At 40.8% G+C, this 15,513-nt stretch carries 14 protein-coding genes and 2 tRNA genes; 3 read left to right on the forward strand and 13 right to left on the reverse strand.

Annotated elements, in window-relative coordinates; translation table 11 throughout:
- Window positions 1–271 precede the first annotated feature (271 nt).
- A tRNA-Pro gene (locus tag KKF75_02070) sits at window positions 272–347 on the reverse strand.
- A complete protein-coding gene (locus KKF75_02075) occupies window positions 348–584 on the reverse strand; it encodes a GIY-YIG nuclease family protein (GenBank protein ID MBU4380982.1) in 237 nt (78 codons plus the stop codon).
- Here KKF75_02075 and KKF75_02080 point away from each other — a divergent pair, their 5' ends adjacent.
- Window positions 585–737, forward strand: a complete 153-nt coding sequence (locus tag KKF75_02080) for a hypothetical protein (protein ID MBU4380983.1) — start codon at window positions 585–587, stop codon at window positions 735–737.
- Between the two features lie 61 nt (window positions 738–798).
- Here KKF75_02080 and KKF75_02085 read toward each other — a convergent pair whose 3' ends face one another.
- The 8 genes from KKF75_02085 to leuS all read right to left on the reverse strand — a co-directional run bounded on the left by KKF75_02085 (window position 799) and on the right by leuS (window position 9,843).
- Complete coding sequence (locus KKF75_02085; protein ID MBU4380984.1) at window positions 799–1,341, reverse strand: hypothetical protein; 543 nt, start codon at window positions 1,339–1,341, stop codon at window positions 799–801.
- Window positions 1,342–1,680: 339 nt separating this feature from the next.
- Window positions 1,681–2,064: a hypothetical protein gene (locus tag KKF75_02090; GenBank protein MBU4380985.1), complete on the reverse strand. Its 384-nt coding sequence runs from the start codon at window positions 2,062–2,064 to the stop codon at window positions 1,681–1,683.
- A gap of 39 nt (window positions 2,065–2,103) precedes the next feature.
- Window positions 2,104–2,934: a metallophosphoesterase gene (locus tag KKF75_02095; GenBank protein ID MBU4380986.1), complete on the reverse strand. Its 831-nt coding sequence runs from the start codon at window positions 2,932–2,934 to the stop codon at window positions 2,104–2,106.
- Window positions 2,935–2,936: 2 nt separating this feature from the next.
- Window positions 2,937–4,580 (reverse strand): arginine--tRNA ligase, encoded by a 1,644-nt coding sequence (locus KKF75_02100; protein MBU4380987.1) that lies wholly within the window; start codon window positions 4,578–4,580, stop codon window positions 2,937–2,939.
- 226 nt (window positions 4,581–4,806) lie between these two features.
- Window positions 4,807–5,706, reverse strand: a complete 900-nt coding sequence (locus KKF75_02105) for a hypothetical protein (GenBank protein MBU4380988.1) — start codon at window positions 5,704–5,706, stop codon at window positions 4,807–4,809.
- Between the two features lie 7 nt (window positions 5,707–5,713).
- Window positions 5,714–6,937 (reverse strand): ComEC/Rec2 family competence protein, encoded by a 1,224-nt coding sequence (locus tag KKF75_02110; GenBank protein ID MBU4380989.1) that lies wholly within the window; start codon window positions 6,935–6,937, stop codon window positions 5,714–5,716.
- On the reverse strand, window positions 6,934–7,365 hold the full coding sequence (locus tag KKF75_02115; GenBank protein ID MBU4380990.1) for a helix-hairpin-helix domain-containing protein: 432 nt from the start codon (window positions 7,363–7,365) through the stop codon (window positions 6,934–6,936). Before KKF75_02115 ends, KKF75_02110 begins: the two co-directional genes overlap by 4 nt.
- A 9-nt stretch (window positions 7,366–7,374) precedes the next feature.
- Window positions 7,375–9,843 (reverse strand): leucine--tRNA ligase, encoded by a 2,469-nt coding sequence (gene leuS / locus KKF75_02120; protein ID MBU4380991.1) that lies wholly within the window; start codon window positions 9,841–9,843, stop codon window positions 7,375–7,377.
- An 81-nt stretch (window positions 9,844–9,924) separates the two neighbouring features.
- Between leuS and KKF75_02125 the strand changes: the two genes are divergently transcribed.
- Together KKF75_02125 and KKF75_02130 are read left to right on the forward strand one after the other, a co-directional pair.
- Window positions 9,925–10,569: a MerR family transcriptional regulator gene (locus tag KKF75_02125; protein MBU4380992.1), complete on the forward strand. Its 645-nt coding sequence runs from the start codon at window positions 9,925–9,927 to the stop codon at window positions 10,567–10,569.
- 55 nt (window positions 10,570–10,624) lie between these two features.
- A complete protein-coding gene (locus KKF75_02130) occupies window positions 10,625–12,877 on the forward strand; it encodes a tetratricopeptide repeat protein (protein ID MBU4380993.1) in 2,253 nt (750 codons plus the stop codon).
- A 151-nt stretch (window positions 12,878–13,028) separates the two neighbouring features.
- On the opposite strand, the gene KKF75_02135 is transcribed toward KKF75_02130, so the two are convergent.
- From KKF75_02135 to KKF75_02145, 3 genes are all read right to left on the reverse strand, one after another.
- Window positions 13,029–13,105: transfer RNA gene (locus KKF75_02135), tRNA-Ala, on the reverse strand.
- A gap of 40 nt (window positions 13,106–13,145) precedes the next feature.
- On the reverse strand, window positions 13,146–14,222 hold the full coding sequence (obgE, locus tag KKF75_02140; protein ID MBU4380994.1) for a GTPase ObgE: 1,077 nt from the start codon (window positions 14,220–14,222) through the stop codon (window positions 13,146–13,148).
- 72 nt (window positions 14,223–14,294) lie between these two features.
- On the reverse strand, window positions 14,295–15,488 hold the full coding sequence (locus tag KKF75_02145) for a M23 family metallopeptidase (GenBank protein MBU4380995.1): 1,194 nt from the start codon (window positions 15,486–15,488) through the stop codon (window positions 14,295–14,297).
- Window positions 15,489–15,513: the final 25 nt, after the last annotated feature.

The raw sequence follows: 15,513 nt of genomic DNA on the forward strand, positions 1-15,513 counted from the left end.
AAAGGGAAACAATTGGATTGAACCTTTGCGGGAGTGGATAAAAACCACTCACCACGCCGAAAAACTTGCTTTGTCCAATGATTTTTATGAAATAAAATCATTGACGGAAAAAATTGGAACGAACCGCCGTTTGCTTTCCCGAAAAACTGAATTTGAATTTGTCCGACCTTACGATTTAATTCCGAAATACAGGGCTTTTTGCGAAGCGAGACCCGCCGAAGGCGGGGCGAGCGAGCAATCAAATGTTCCTCAATTTTCAAAATGTCTGAATTGGTCGGGATGGCGGGACTTGAACCCACGACCTCGCGGTCCCGAACCGCGCGCGCTACCATCTGCGCTACACCCCGCTACAATCTCTCCTTTAAAAATCGTCTCCCAAAACCTGTCTTAAAATACTGCTCTCTTTTTAATGCTTTGTATTTATCCAAACAGGCTTCATAATAGACGAGTTCTAAAGGTATGCGCGGTTTAGTCGATTCTACCAAACCTTTGTTGTGCTGTTTAAATCTATTTTTTAGGTCTTCTGTATACCCAATGTAATATTTATTATCAATTTTGCTTTTTAAAACATAAGTATAATACATATGCTACCGATGCCCTGCCCGCAACGCCTTCGCAAGCTCGGCTTGCGTGGCGGGCGTGGCGCTACACCCCGTCAAATCTTTTTTAGATCGCATTTTTTAGAATTAATAAACGAGTTTGTTTCTGGCGAAATAAGTGCTATTAAATCCAATTAAAACAAAACTTGATATTTTAGAAAGCCGGTAGAGCTCCTTAAAACTTTTTTCTGTTATCAAACTATGATAATACTCCATACATTTTTTCCTCTAAACTCCCTATAAATTCTTTGGCGTACCAATCACCCATGTTCCAAATATCTACAAATGTTTGTGTAATATCAGTTACCTTTTGACCCTTTAGATATTCCGGAATTTTTAGCACAAAAACATTGGGTTCTTTCTTGGCGTTCTTTGGAAAGCGATCTATGACCCGAGACAATTCATTTCCATCTAGATAAAAATATACTTTGGAATAATCGGAGGGTGCTTCCTCATTAGTAATCTTTGCAAACGCGCTATACCCCGCATATACCGCGTCTGGTGGCACCAAACCTTCTATTTGATGTATCGATTCGGGAAAATGCGTTCTGTAAATTAGATCTCTCTCTAGATTTCTAAAACTTGCCCAATAGTAAAGAAGTTTTTTAAAGTCTTGCAAAACAAAAAACTTTGTCTCTTTTCTTATTGCCCCTATTGCAGTTGGGGTTTTTAAAGCAAAATTTACTGTGGATAAGGAAAATCCAAAATTCCGCGCGATTTCTTGTTGTGTAAAGCGAAACACCCCCTAGGACAAGGCGGTTTGTAAAATGTAGTGCCAGATTGTTTCTATTTTCTTCATACATAATGTATTGTATTTCTATAATCATAGAAAGTAAAGAACCAAATCGCCTTCGGCGAAATAATTATTATGTAATATTCTTGACATCTTGTTGTAAACTTAAAAATCCTCTCTTGAGACACATTACAAGTATGGTAGTATTCTCTTAATGACCCAGATACAAGAAGACACAAAATACATTCAAGAAAATTTTTCTGGTGATTATTTGCAACTAAAGTGTTTTCTTGAGACTAACAAGCTTTTAATATTTTTTTTGACTCCAAAAATGGGAGGCAAAAGCACTTACATTGGGTTCTTAAAAGAGCTTTTTCCCGATAAATTTAGTGTGATTTCTACCGCGTGAGCTCCTTCCCAAACCATAGCCACTTGTGGTTTACCCACTAAATCCTCTAATAACATTCCTCGAACCCATTTGCCAATTTCTATAATGTCACGATTGTCTTCTACCCCTCGTTTTTGTCTTGAATCTTTAGTCTTTTCCCCCACTTGCTTATACCACCACTCTTTATCGGGATATTGCTTTGCTATGGCATCTTTGTCGGGAACAACCATCTTAATTGCCACAAGTTTTAGTCCAACCCGTTCCAAACGATGAATTATCTCGCCAATTAGACCCTTTTGAATCGCCTCATTTTTAATGGAAATAAATGTTTGTTCTTTTTGCATAGTGTTTTGTTAAACTCCCCTAATTTCCCTTAAAATCCCTTAATTATTATCTAATATAATCTCTTCGACACTATATTCCCCATTGGCATACAATCTCAATAACGAAAATCTGGGAGTTTGCAAGTTTCTTTCTTCCGTTAAAGCACCAATGACTATATGTTTAAGCGAGGAGCGAACAGAATCGGGAGTTTCTGAAGAAAAATGCGCGTCCCCGGCAAACACCGCTTTGACATTGGATTTTCTGACTCGTTCTAATAGTTGAGAATCTTTCCCCAACGGATACAACGGCTCGTGTAAAAAAAGGTATTTATCTTCATTTTTAAATTTAAAATTAACTTCGTTCACGAAGCTGGCGAAGCCAGTAATTGATTTCAAATTTCCACATTCAGAGGATGTTTCGCAAAGCGAAATAATTTCGAATTTCAAATTTATGCTGTTCCAAGTTAAAACGAGCCCATCTAGGATCTCCCCAAAAACATTGGCAAAATTGTTTATACTGGGACTCCCGTTCCACTCGCTGACATAGTATTCGTGATCTCCCGGCAAAACAAAATACTCTAATCCCGACTCATCCAATCCTTTTTTGGCATTTGTCAGTTCCTCCAAAGTTCCCACATTGCTCATATCTCCCAGATGTATGACAAAATCTACCTTATTTTCTTTAGCAATCTCAAGTGCCATCTGCAAGTTATCATTATAATTATGTGTATCTGCAACCAAAGCTATTGTCAATACTGGTATCTTGTTTGCTAATTGGGGATTTTCGGTGGTAATAACGGTCGTGGTTGGCTTTGATGTCACAGCCATAATAACGGCTGTAAACATTATACCTAAGACAAAGACAATAAAAAAACGACGAAGTTTTAGCATAATCACATCTTTTCTGGGGCAGTAATTCCAAGCAAATCCAGAGTATTTTTTAATACTTGCCTCGAAGCTTTTACAATTTCCAAGCGTTGTTCCTCTTGAGGACTGCCAAGAATTGTACAAGTCTCATAAAACTTGTGGAATCTGTCCGCTAAACGCAAAGCATAACCCGTTAGCTCGTGAACTTTGTAGGTTTGAGCGATGTCTTCGACTAAGTCTGGAAAGTATATTAGCTCTCTTACTAGGCTTCTTTCAATGGGGTCGAACCCCAATACACCTGCCCGCAACGCTTCGCGTAGCGAGGCGGGCGGGGGATCGGATGCTTTCATAGGGGTTCGACCCCTATGTTCCCCTTCTCCTTCAGCTTTCCCAAGCACCGAACACATTCTAGCGTGCGCGTACTGAACATAATAAACTGGATTTTCTTTTGATTGCTTTTTAGCTAGATCCAAATCAAATTTAATATGACTTTGGGCGTCTTTGTCCAAAAAGAACCACCTTAAGGCGTCTGCCCCAACCTCGTTTAAGACTTCTTGCGCTGTCACAAAATTTCCCGTTCTCTTGTGCATACTAACCTCTTGACCATGTCGGATTAATGTTACCCATTGGTACAAAACAACCTGCAACTTGTCTTTATGACCCAAAGCATTCATCGCGGCTTGCATCCTAGGAATATGCCCAAAATGATTTGCCCCCCAAACATCAATCAGAAGATCGTTTCCCTCATCAAGTTTTTGCAAGTGATAGGCGATGTCATTGGCAAAATAGGTCTTTGCTCCGTCACTTTTTACAACTACACACTCCCTATCTGCCAACAAATCATCGTGAGGAGCAAACCACAAGGCTCCATCTTTTTGCTTTAAAAGGTTCTTTTCTGTTAAAACCTCAACTGTGAGGTCTGTCTTAATTTGACTCTCCTTGGAGATTTTGTCAAACTTTATTCCAATTTTTTGACATACTTCTAAAATATCTTTTAAATAGTATTCCACAGCAACTTTTCCAAGATTCATAGGGGTCTGACCCCCTAAATCCGAAAGGCGTTTTGCATTGGGGTCAGACCCCATTTGATCCGCCAGATCTTTGATATAACTACCCTTGTAACCACCCTCGGGCAAAACAGCCTCTTCTCCTTTTGCCTTTTTAATATAATATAAAATTGATTCCCCAAGCCTAGCCACCTGCACACCTAGATTGTTGTGATAGTATTCCCGAGTAACTTGATATCCCGATTTTGCAAGAACGCTAGCCAAAACATCCCCAATTGGCCCGCCCCGAGCGTTTCCTATATGCAAAGGCCCTGTGGGATTCGCGCTGACGAACTCCACATTCACTCTTTTACCTTTACCAAAGCTATTTTCCCCGTATGTACCTTTACTACTATTTATATCCTCTATGACTTTTACGATTTCTGCATCTAAAAGGGAAAAATTGATAAACCCCGGCTTAACTGCTGTTACTAAAGCAAAATTAGCAATTGCGGGGTTTAAATCTGTAATTATTTGTTGCGCAACCTTCATAGGATCTTGGGAGAGCTTTTTTGCCAAAATTAGGGCAATATTTGTCGCATAATCGCCAAATTGCTCGTTGTCTACTTTAAAGACCGCAGCTTGCGTTTTATCCTTTAGAATTTTTCTTATATTTTCCTGCATACATTAACCCCTCATAGTAAATAAAATCTTAAACAACTATTTTGTAAAAAATGTGTTCTTTATTTCTTGTTATCCAGTCATAAAATGGTAATACCATCCTATAGAATATAGACCAAACATCTCAACTTTCTCCTGTGACAAAAAACACAGTATCCTATAGCAGTAATGGGGTGCCGAAGCTAGCACTCGTAACCATTTTCTGCTAATTGCATTTCAGCACGCTTGCCTATCTAATATCTCCCTTTTTTGTAGTTACTTTTATCTCCCCACCCATTGTCACTTCAAAATTTATATCACCGCAGTCTTTTGTAGTTAGCACTTTAGTGCCAAGGGACTCTAAAAAAGCGACTAGCTCTAAACTTGGATGACCGTAATTATTTTTTCCAACCGGTATAACCGCATATTTAGGTCTTATCTTATTGTAAAACTCGGGCAAAAAAGAGCCTGCCGAGCCTTGGTGGGGAACTTTGACCACATCAACAGGTCCTGTTTGGGGCAACACCCCCAACACCGTGCTTGTTACATCACCTAAATACAACACCTTAAAGTTACCATATTCTAACAAAAATACCAATGAAGTATCATTTAAATCCCCAGGATCCACAAAGCAATATTGACCGCAGTTTTTACTCTTAACTTCTTTGGGAGGCCAAAGTATTTTAATTAAAACATTCTTACCCCAAGAAGGAAGTACCATGGTATCTCCAGCAAAAGCAACCCTCTCACTGCCCGCTAAATATGTGTCATTTTGTGATAAATCTACCGAAGATAGCAGGAAAGTAGTTTTGTAATACCGCAGTACCTCTTTTAGCCCCGTGGCATGATCCGCATGCTCGTGGGTCAAAATGCCAATTGCAAGAGACCTGTTTAGTGGTCCTAAGTCCCATCCCAACTTATTTAAAACCGTGCTGTCTGGACCGCCATCAATAATTACTGATAAATTCGGTAGAATTTTAACTAAACTGGAATCTCCTTGACCCACGTCGTAAAACCTAAGAACGAGATTTTTGTGGGGTTTAAATTGCAAATAGGAAAATATTAAGCCGAATGATATTAAGGCCGAAAGAAAAAAGTAGTTGGCGTGTGTGCTTGTATTTGTTTTTGTATTGGTATTCTCCCTAATCATATCTCCCCTATACTACCCTATCTAGCTTATTTCTCCTCTTGCTGTTTAGGTACAAAATCAACAACAGCATTGCGTAGTATACAGCTAACACTCCCAACGAAAACCGATATTGCACAAAACCTAGCTTAAAATAAGACAATAGCGTAGTAGTTACGACAAAATAGTTTAACAAGGCATAAACTCCAAAAGCTACAATGTTAGAAATAATTGGAATTTTAACCAAAAACAAAAAGGCAATCCCTGAAATTGTGGCGTACGGTACTACCCAAAGACATAAAAAGTTAGTAAAAATTGAGATTAAAGACACATTACCAAAGTAATAAGAGACCAAGGGAAATACCATAATTTGGGCAGCTAGTGTAGTAGAGAGTGACTCCTCTAAACCATAAAATGTAAATTTTACATATTGCGACAACGGTTTTTCCAAGAGCATTATTCCTAAAAAAGCGCCAAAGGACATGGTAAAGCTAGGGTCTGTAATATAATTAGGATTAATAAACAACATGACAAACGCACACAAGATAGCAAGTCTTAGCCCATTAATTTGGCGCCCAAAAAGCTTGCCCCAAAATACAACAATAAAAAAACTGGAGGCTCGTAATACTGGCGGACTAAATCCCACTAATACGACAAATATGATCAAAGAAACAAGGATCACAAAAAATCTGGCTAAATTCTTCTTGAGAAGTATTACATAGGGAAACAAGAATCCAATTAAGACACCCACATTGTACCCCGAAACTACTGCGACATGGATTGTACCCGTTTGAACCAATATATTATAAAAATCCCTGCCTATGTACCCCTTTTCCCCTAAGGTTAGACCAAGCAAAAGCCCAGCGTGGGGTTGCACAATTTTTTTAAGTGTCGCGTTTGACAGGTTGTTCCGCAAGGTACTAGCTGTATGCAAAACTTTTCCCACAGGAGTTACATTATCACTTATTGTTATGTTATAAGCAGAAATATCATAACGACTATTTACTAAAGTAATCTTACCTTCTACACGCGCTGTTTCGCCTGTTTTAGGGATTACGCTACACCTATAACATGATATACTGTATCCCTTTATGCTAAAGGTTGTTTTTTCACTAAAGGAGGTTTTGCTGTCCAAAACCATTCCCTGTATTGTGACATCTTGCCCATCCTTAAAGATGACACTGCTAGTTTGATACCGAATAAACAACAGTGTGCCAAAAAGTATAATTTGTAAAATTGTGGTAAATCGTATCACTTTGTCGTAATTAAATCTTTCATCCCATCAAATTTTGCCCTGCCTATATTTGTTACTCTCATTATCTCTTCTATAGATGTAAATGCCCCATTTGTTTCCCTGTATTCAATAATTCCCTTGGCGATGGAAGGCCCAATTCCGGGTAGAGTATCCAACTGCGCCTCGGAAGCGGTGTTGATGTTTACCAAACCACTCGATTCGGACGATAGGGGTGATTCGGAAGATGGGATAGATATGTTATTGACGGGTACACCTGATTCTGCACCTAAGGCGCTTCCGCAGGTATATGTAATTTCTAAGGGCTGTGATCGGCCAGAAACTATCATAAAGTATGTCAAAAGACTAAATATCACCCCACCCAACAAAAAAGCTCCCGTTACAAGAGCTTTAATTTTAGGGCTATAAAGCAGACTAAGACCTAAATCCATATGGCTACATTAAACTACAAAATTAACAATTTTTCCCTCAATATATATTTCTTTTCTGATGGTTTTATCCTCAAGCATCTTTTTTATTGCAGGAGAATTTTTGACAATGTTTAAAACGAACTCCTGGTTCCCTACTTTGAGTGCATCCACGGTAATTTGACCACGCAACTTGCCGTTTACAGTAATTGGAATTACAATTGACTCCTCTTGGAGCAATTTGGGGTCAGCTACAGGCCAGACCTCTTTATGCACCGAAACAAAAGAATTCTTTTTATCGGCAAAATAAGTCTGCCACAAATCCTCCGCCATAAATGGCGCAAAAGGAGCCAGCATTTTAACTGCGCTTGAGACATCTGCGCTTGACAAACTTCCCTTTTCCCAAACATTGACTAAATCCATTAGAGCCGAGATACAGGTGTTAAACTTTAAATCCTCGATATCTTGCGAGATACTCGCAATAGTTTTAGCCAGCTTCTTTTTTGCATCAATCTTAGACGCTTTTGATTTAGCATCGCGGTTTACAAGCTGCCAAAACCTCTGCAAGAACCTGGTGACACCGCTTATCCCGCTATCGTTAAAATCTCCCCCTTGAGAGTAAGGACCCAAAAACATTAAATAGATTCTAAAGGCATCGGCGCCAATTTTAGCAATGTATTCATCGGGGTTTACAATATTACCTACACTTTTGCTCATTTTTGACCCGCTCTTAGTAATTAACCCATGAGCAAAAAACTTTTTGAATGGCTCATCAAATGTCATATACCCCATATCATGCAACGCCATGGTTAAAAATCGCGTGTACATTAAATGCAAAACCGAGTGCTCTGCTCCACCAATGTACAAGTGGACAGGAAACCATTTTTTAAAAGATTCTGATTTAGAATCAAAAGCCACATCTTCTCTCTTTGAATAGGGGTACCTATAAAAATACCAACCGCTATCCAAAAAGTTATCCGAGGTATCAGTCTCTCTTGTCGCTTTACTATGACAAATAGGACAAGTGGTGTTAACAAATTCCGACACATTAGCCAACGGACCTCGCCCATCGCCTTTGGGTTTCCAATCCTCTACATAGGGAAGCTCAACTGGCAAATCGTTTTCGGGAACCGGAACAGTACCACATTTATCACAATAGATGATAGGAATGGGGGCGCTCCAATAGCGTTGGCGGGAGATAAGCCAATCGCGTAATTTGTAATTTACCGCAAATTCCCCGCAGTTTTCCCGCGCCAGTTTTTTGACAATTGCCTTTGCTCCTTCTTGAGAATTAAGCCCCGTAAATTCTCCGGAGTTGATGAGAGTTCCCTCCCCTTCATAGGGAGTAATTAGGGATAATCCCTCCTTTTTTGACACAACTTCTATAACAGGTAGTTTATACTTTTTAGCAAATTCGAAATCTCTTTCGTCGTGGGCGGGAACTGCCATAATAGCTCCCGTTCCGTAGCCTGCTAACACATAATAGGCAATCCAAACTGGTATCTGTTCCTCATTGATTGGGTTGACGGCGTACGCCCCAGTAAAAACCCCTGTTTTTTCTTTAGTTAAATTGGTTCTTTCTATTTCTGTCTTTGCAGTCGCCTGTTTGACATATTCTTTTACTTGTCCTCGTTGATCCTCAGTTGTAATTGATTCAACCAGCGGATGTTCTGGAGCAAGCACCAAATATGTCGCTCCAAAAAGAGTATCGGGTCGGGTTGTAAAAACTTCTATTTCGATTCTAGGGGGTACTACCCCTACGGGGTAGTACCCCATTTCTGGACGCTGAAGCTTAAACTTTACTCTGGATCCTTCACTCTTCCCTATCCAATTCCTCTGTGCCTCAATAACTTTTTTGCTCCAGTTGATCTTATCTAGATTACCCAATAATCGGTCGGCATATTGAGTAATTTTAAAGAACCACTGCATCAAAACCTTTTGTTGCACGATGGAGTGGCACCTTTCGCACTCTCCCCCCACCACCTGCTCATCGGCTAGCACTGTCTTGCAGGAACTGCACCAGTTAACTTTGGCCTCTTTCCTTTCGGCAAGACCAGCTTTGTAAAGCTGTAAAAATATCCACTGCGTCCATTTGTAATATTCTGGTTGGTAGGTTCTAACTTCGCAACTCCAATCATAACCATGACCTATGGCTTTAAACTGTTCGTCACGAAAACGGTCGCATAACTCCTCCATAAGCTCTTGAGGGTGTCTTCCCACTTTTAGAGCGTAATTTTCGCCATGAATACCAAAGGCATCAAAGCCCATGGGCTGAAACACTTCGAACCCCTGCATTCTTTTGTAGCGCCCAATGATGTCACTTCCGGTTGAAGCATAAGCGTGCCCCACATGCATCCGAGCGCCCGAAGGGTACGGGAACATCCAAAGGTTATAGAAAGGTTTTTTGGCATGCTCAATATTACACTTATATAAGTCTGTCTTGTCCCACACGGAACTCCACTTTTTTTCCATTTCCGCAAAATCGTACGAGGCGTTATTCATGGCTTTAATTTAGGTTAAACCTAAACTATTGTCAACCGCTGGGAGAGGTGATAGTATTTCCCCACTCCCCCGCTTTAAGACATGAAAATTAACTTACATAAAAAAAGCACTCCCAAATATATTTCACTTAACAAAATTGTTTTGGAAGCCAAAAAAGCCGGTGTCGATTTTGGGAAAGGAGACCCTTATAACAGACTTCGCTATTACACAAAAATTGGAATTTTTCCCAACATGGTACGAGTAAAAAGCGCTGGTCACTACCCCGAAAGCGCTTTAAAAAAGCTCATTAGAATAGAAACACTCAAGGGGCAAGGAATTGAAAACGACAGAATTAAACGAATTTTAGAGGGCGAACAGCTGACTTTTTTATTTGATCCCGAAACCAGAACCCGCCTTGCAAAATACGCCATAGGATTTATTTTTGGAATTCTATTTTCCGTTGGGTCTTTGTATTCACTAAATACCGGAATTAAGTCGCTAGGACAGAACGCTAAAATTGACTCGGCAAAAACTGGATCGTATTTAGCCCCCGAAAACAGCGAGAAGGTTTTTGTTTTTGACAAAAGAGTCAACCAAAATTCCGTGGTTTTTGTAACCTTTACAACTCCCTACTCTCCAGCATCAGGTTACTTTGTTTCGGCAATTGTTCCAAGTGTTGGTTTTGAATTAAGTTTTTCCTCCAATATCCTTAAATCCGCTAAATTCAACTACTATATAGCTGATTAAAGCAATTTCCCGTAACGGGAATTACCCCTTGACACCCTTTTGCTGATGGTATCTAATGGATAGATTAGTAGAAGTTCATCTAAAAACTATGCAAAAAGCAGAAACGCTCCCTCCCTTGCAACAAAAACTCTCACGAGTTTCGGAAACTGTTAACAACTTCTCCTTCTTTGGGTTAATGGCAATGCTTCCACTGTTCTTTTTACCCACAACGGTTGAGTTTTTTAGTTTTAATAAAACCTATCTTTTTTATGCGCTAACACTTATTGGTTTGGTCTCGTGGGGAATAAAAATGGTGGCTCACAAATCATTTTTTATTAAGCGGTCAATTCTTGACCTACCTTTTGCGGTACTACTTCTATCTGGAATCTGCGCCACTATCTTTGCTCAAAACAGATTTTACGCTCTTACTGGAATCCAAGGAGGGCTAGATTCGTCTCTTGTGACACTTATTGCTCTAATTCTCTTTTACTACACAACAACTTCTACCGTATCGCAAAAAGATCTGGTTTTAGGACTAAAGCTTCTTGTTTTTGGTTCTTCCCTTGCCACCATAATCTTTTTGCTTGGGCTGGTTGGAGTAAATGTTTTTGGAGTCGCTTGGAGCTCTTACTTGTTTAACACCGTAGGAAGCCTAAGTGGAGTTGTTGCACTGTCTACCCTTTCGGCAATTCTGGCGCTGTTCTTTTTAATTGAATCCAAAAGTCAAAGCAATAAGGGATTGTTTTCGCTGGTACTTTCTTTGCTTTTAATACCGGTTATAGCTTACCCAACAGTGGCTGGAATTGCGGGAATAATTGTAGGAGCAAGCATTGTCCTACTCTTTTCCAAAGGAAAATTGCTTTCCGAGTCTTTTCCCTACTTAGCATCGGCTGTAGTCTCTTGCATAATTTTTGCTTCGGTTATCAATGTTCCCCAAATTAGGAGCTCCTTGAATATTGCCACCCCACTCCCCCGCGAAATCAACGCCCCAATTAGAGAATCTTGGTCAGTAGCATCTATGATTATCGCCGAAAACCCATTTTTCGGAGCGGGCTTAGGAAACTTTTACTCGGCATATTCCAGATTTAAACCCTTGTCCATAAACTACACTAACTTGTGGAATACTAGATTTAACAAGGCCGGAAGCGAGTACATTAATATTCTTGCCACCTCCGGTGTCGTAGGTCTTTTAGCCTGGATTCTTCTTTTGACCTTTGTTATTAAAGGATTCATTTTAGACAAAACCAAAGTAAGCTTGTCTAATTTAGGGGAAGATTCCAAAGAGGCTTCTCTCACCCTTGGGGTAAAAGCCGCAACGGTAGCTCTTTTGGTGATGCTTTTGGCAAGACCCAGCAACATTTCCCTGGCAATTGTGCTCTTTGGTTTACTTGCAGTTTTAGCCTCGTTTAGTAATGCGACTAAAGAAATAATTAAAAGCTCTTCGGAGGCTGCTATAACAACGCTATTTGTCTTTATTTTGATTGCCGGAGTCTCGGCGTACTTTTTAGGAAGGGGTTATGTAGCAGATATGTTATTTAGACAAAGTATCAACGATCTGGCTTTAGGTGGGCGCAATACTTACAACCTGCAAAGACAGGCGGTAATTCTTAACCCCTATAACGACTCCTACCGCCGAAGCTATGCTCAAGCTAGTCTTGCACTGGCAAACGCCGTGGCTCAAAAAGAAAATCTTACTGATGCCGATAAATCGGATGTGCAAACTCTAATTTCTCAAGCTATCAGAGAAGCCAGAGTTGTCACCGAGGTGGTTGCCCCACTAAACCCCGACAACTGGGAGGTTCGGGGCGCAATTTATAGAAGTTTAGACCAAGTTGCTCAAGATGCTCTTTCGTGGGCAGCCAATGCTTATAATAGCGCGATAACCCTTGATCCAAATAGCCCAAGATTGCGAGTGGATTTAGGAGGGATTTATTTTGCCAGCAAAGATTATGCCAACGCCGCAAGCCTGTTTGCCTCGGCAACCAACCTTAAGAATGACTATGCCAACGCTCACTATAATTTGGCGCAAGCCTATAAAGAGCTAAAATATTTTGCCGATGCCAAAACAGAACTGGAGATAGTATTGCGCTTAATTCCCGAGGGGTCAGAAGATGCTAAAGTTGTTACAGAAGACTTAGCCCAAGTGACTGCGATAGTTGTGGAAGCCCAAAAGAATGCCCAAGCGCAGGCAGAAGCAGAAAATAACAAACCTAGTGTTGGGCAGATAGAGGCTAAAGGGGCGGTTCCCACCCCTAACCAAGAGCCTTTGACTAATCCAGCAGAGCAAAACCCTGACACCTTGCCAGCAGTCGAAAACCCAACTCAATAGTTCTTACGGGCGACACCCAATTAAAAACCCCCGCATACTGCGGGGGTTTAGGTGGCTGTGCCACGTTAAATCTTGTCGATATTAAAAATAAAACTGTAGCGTAATTTCGCCTTTGGCGAAAAACGCCACACTGTAAAACTAGAGTTTTACGTGGTGGACCTGAGGGGGCTCGAACCCCTGACCTCATGCATGCCATGCAGGCGCTCTAACCAACTGAGCTACAGGCCCAAAGGACGAATAACAAAAGTTATTCTACCATCTTTAACTCTTAAATTCTAAAAACCATTCGGCGGTTGGGAACGGTTTCGAGATTATATTCTACGGGAGCTAAAGTTTGCTTAACCGCAAAATCTTCTACCGAAACACTTTTAACTGTTGCCACAATAGCCTTCTTTAATTCCTCTATCCCCTCCCCCGTAACAGTTGATATAGCAATAAACTTTTTTGAAATTTGCTTGTCCGCCGTAGCCTTGGCGAAGGCGGAAGAACTTATTAGGTCTATCTTATTTAACACCACAATCTCTGGCTTTTTTAGCAGTTCAGAACCCCACTTTTCCAATTCGTCTCGTACTACTTTGTATCGCTTGATGAGATTTGCCTCACTTTGAGGAAGCTCCGCAATATCAATCACATGAATTAAAACCTTGGTTCTTTCGATATGGCGCAAAAAGTTATGACCTAAGCCCTTTCCCTCCGAAGCCCCTTCGATTAGACCTGGAATATCAGCAATAGGAATACGGCATTCCTTTGATTCCATAACGCCAAGATTAGGCGCTAAAGTTGTAAAATGGTAACTTGCCACCTTACCATGTGAGGTGGTTAAAACATTTAGAAGTGAGGTTTTGCCGGAGCTCGGAAGACCAATGATTCCCACATCGGCAATAAATTTAAGCTCCAAAGTTAAGTCGCGCTCTTGCCCTACGCCACCCGGAGTCGCTTTATAAGGAACTTGGTTGCGGGCTGATCTAAATTGATAGTTGCCGACTCCCCCCTTACCGCCACGAGCTATCATGACTTTTTCTTTTGGTTCTGTCAGATCAGCAATGACTTTATCACCCTCCATGATAATCGTGCCCGCTGGGACTAAAAGAGTCAAATCTGTACCCGATTTACCAGTGCACTTGTCCGATCCCCCGTGCCCACCGCCTTGCGCCTCGTAAATGCTTTTACTCCTAAAATCATATAAAGTAAGTAAGTTGGTATCTACTTGCAAATAAACATCGCCACCTCTACCACCATCCCCACCATCGGGACCGCCTTTAGGACAGTAGCGTTCCCGCATAAAGTGGACTGCTCCATCTCCCCCGTCTCCAGCTTTAATTTTAATTTGTATCTTATCAACCATATATTTTCATTAGGGACGATCCCTAATGCAGTTCCGATCAAATGCCTTTTAAGGGATCGTCCCTTATTATTTCTACAGATAATCGAGTGGATTCTGGAATCTTCCATTATACTGAATAGTAAAGTGGGTATGGAGCCCAGTTGATCTACCAGTTGATCCCATCATGCCAATTTCTTCTCCTTGACCAACTTCATCTCCCACCGAAACATATAAACTGCTCATGTGGGCGTATGTTGTGACAAAACCATTATTGTGATCAATTTGCACCGCAAAGCCATAGCCATTTGCCCACCAACCGCTTCTAACTACTGTTCCCGAGTCCGAAGCATAAATTGGAGACATAACCGCAATGTCAATGGCAGGATGATACCACGAAAAGTATTGCGTAATGGTACGATTTCGTGTTGGCCAAATAAAATTACCTTCCCCTACTTTTCCAGAACCAGCATAAGGAATGTTTGTGTATGCGGAACTGTCATAAGAGGTTACTATTGTAGGTTTTACAATTACAACAGGTACCGGAATTGCAGCGTCAGGAACAATTAATTTTTGCCCCAGAGCCAGCAAGAATGGCTCGTTTAAGTAGTTAAAGTCGGCAATAGCCTGCGAAGCCACACTGTATTTTGTAGCAATAGAGTCAATTGTATCTCCCGACGCCACCGTGTGAATTACCCCACTTACCGGAGGAATGTTAAGAGCTTGTCCAACTTTTAGCGAGTTGGGGTTTGTGATATTGTTGGCATAGCGAATAGTTTCTATTGTTACACCAAATTCCTGCCCAATCGAGGATAGCGTGTCCCCTGACTGCACTTCATAGGACAACTCGGTATCGCGAACCCTTCCCGAAGGCAAAACCGTGGTTGCTGTTATTCTTTGAGGCAAAATAAACCCCACCCCCGAAACAAATGCCGACTCGGTTGTTTGCGCTCGAACTAGCTTATATTGATAAAACCCCCCAGTTAAAAAAACCAGAATAATAAAACAAGTTACACCAAAACTAATAAACGGGCGAACTAGCCTTCCTCTGCCCCAAATTAGCTTGCGGGTAATAAAATTTTTGGTTTGGGTAAATGCCAGTGGCGCCAAGAAAAGAATCTGTGAGATTGCTTTTGCCAGTTTTTTGGACTTAGCAATTGTATAGAATATTAGAAACAGTACAAACTCCCGCATAATCTCAATTCGCTTTTTTATCTTGGTTTTGCGACTGGATCTAACTTGGGAGAAGGATGATCTAAGATTAGTTTTTGTAGTCCTAAATCGAAACATTAGCACCCATTATACAAGATCTGGT

This window comes from Patescibacteria group bacterium (genome assembly GCA_018896215.1).
Lineage (GTDB): Bacteria > Patescibacteriota > WWE3 > 0-14-0-20-40-13 > 0-14-0-20-40-13 > JAHINB01.

Excerpts from the sequence above, each read along its gene's own strand:
- leuS (MBU4380991.1), bottom strand. The coding sequence starts at position 9,843 with ATGAATAACGCCTCGTACGATTTTGCGGAAATGGAAAAAAAGTGGAGT.
- KKF75_02075 (MBU4380982.1), bottom strand. The coding sequence starts at position 584 with ATGTATTATACTTATGTTTTAAAAAGCAAAATTGATAATAAATATTAC.
- KKF75_02130 (MBU4380993.1), top strand. The coding sequence starts at position 10,625 with ATGGATAGATTAGTAGAAGTTCATCTAAAAACTATGCAAAAAGCAGAA.
- obgE (MBU4380994.1), bottom strand. The coding sequence starts at position 14,222 with ATGGTTGATAAGATACAAATTAAAATTAAAGCTGGAGACGGGGGAGAT.
- KKF75_02100 (MBU4380987.1), bottom strand. The coding sequence starts at position 4,580 with ATGCAGGAAAATATAAGAAAAATTCTAAAGGATAAAACGCAAGCTGCG.
- KKF75_02145 (MBU4380995.1), bottom strand. The coding sequence starts at position 15,488 with ATGTTTCGATTTAGGACTACAAAAACTAATCTTAGATCATCCTTCTCC.
- KKF75_02105 (MBU4380988.1), bottom strand. The coding sequence starts at position 5,706 with ATGATTAGGGAGAATACCAATACAAAAACAAATACAAGCACACACGCC.
- KKF75_02080 (MBU4380983.1), top strand. The coding sequence starts at position 585 with ATGCTACCGATGCCCTGCCCGCAACGCCTTCGCAAGCTCGGCTTGCGT.
- KKF75_02090 (MBU4380985.1), bottom strand. The coding sequence starts at position 2,064 with ATGCAAAAAGAACAAACATTTATTTCCATTAAAAATGAGGCGATTCAA.
- KKF75_02095 (MBU4380986.1), bottom strand. The coding sequence starts at position 2,934 with ATGCTAAAACTTCGTCGTTTTTTTATTGTCTTTGTCTTAGGTATAATG.
- KKF75_02125 (MBU4380992.1), top strand. The coding sequence starts at position 9,925 with ATGAAAATTAACTTACATAAAAAAAGCACTCCCAAATATATTTCACTT.
- KKF75_02115 (MBU4380990.1), bottom strand. The coding sequence starts at position 7,365 with ATGGATTTAGGTCTTAGTCTGCTTTATAGCCCTAAAATTAAAGCTCTT.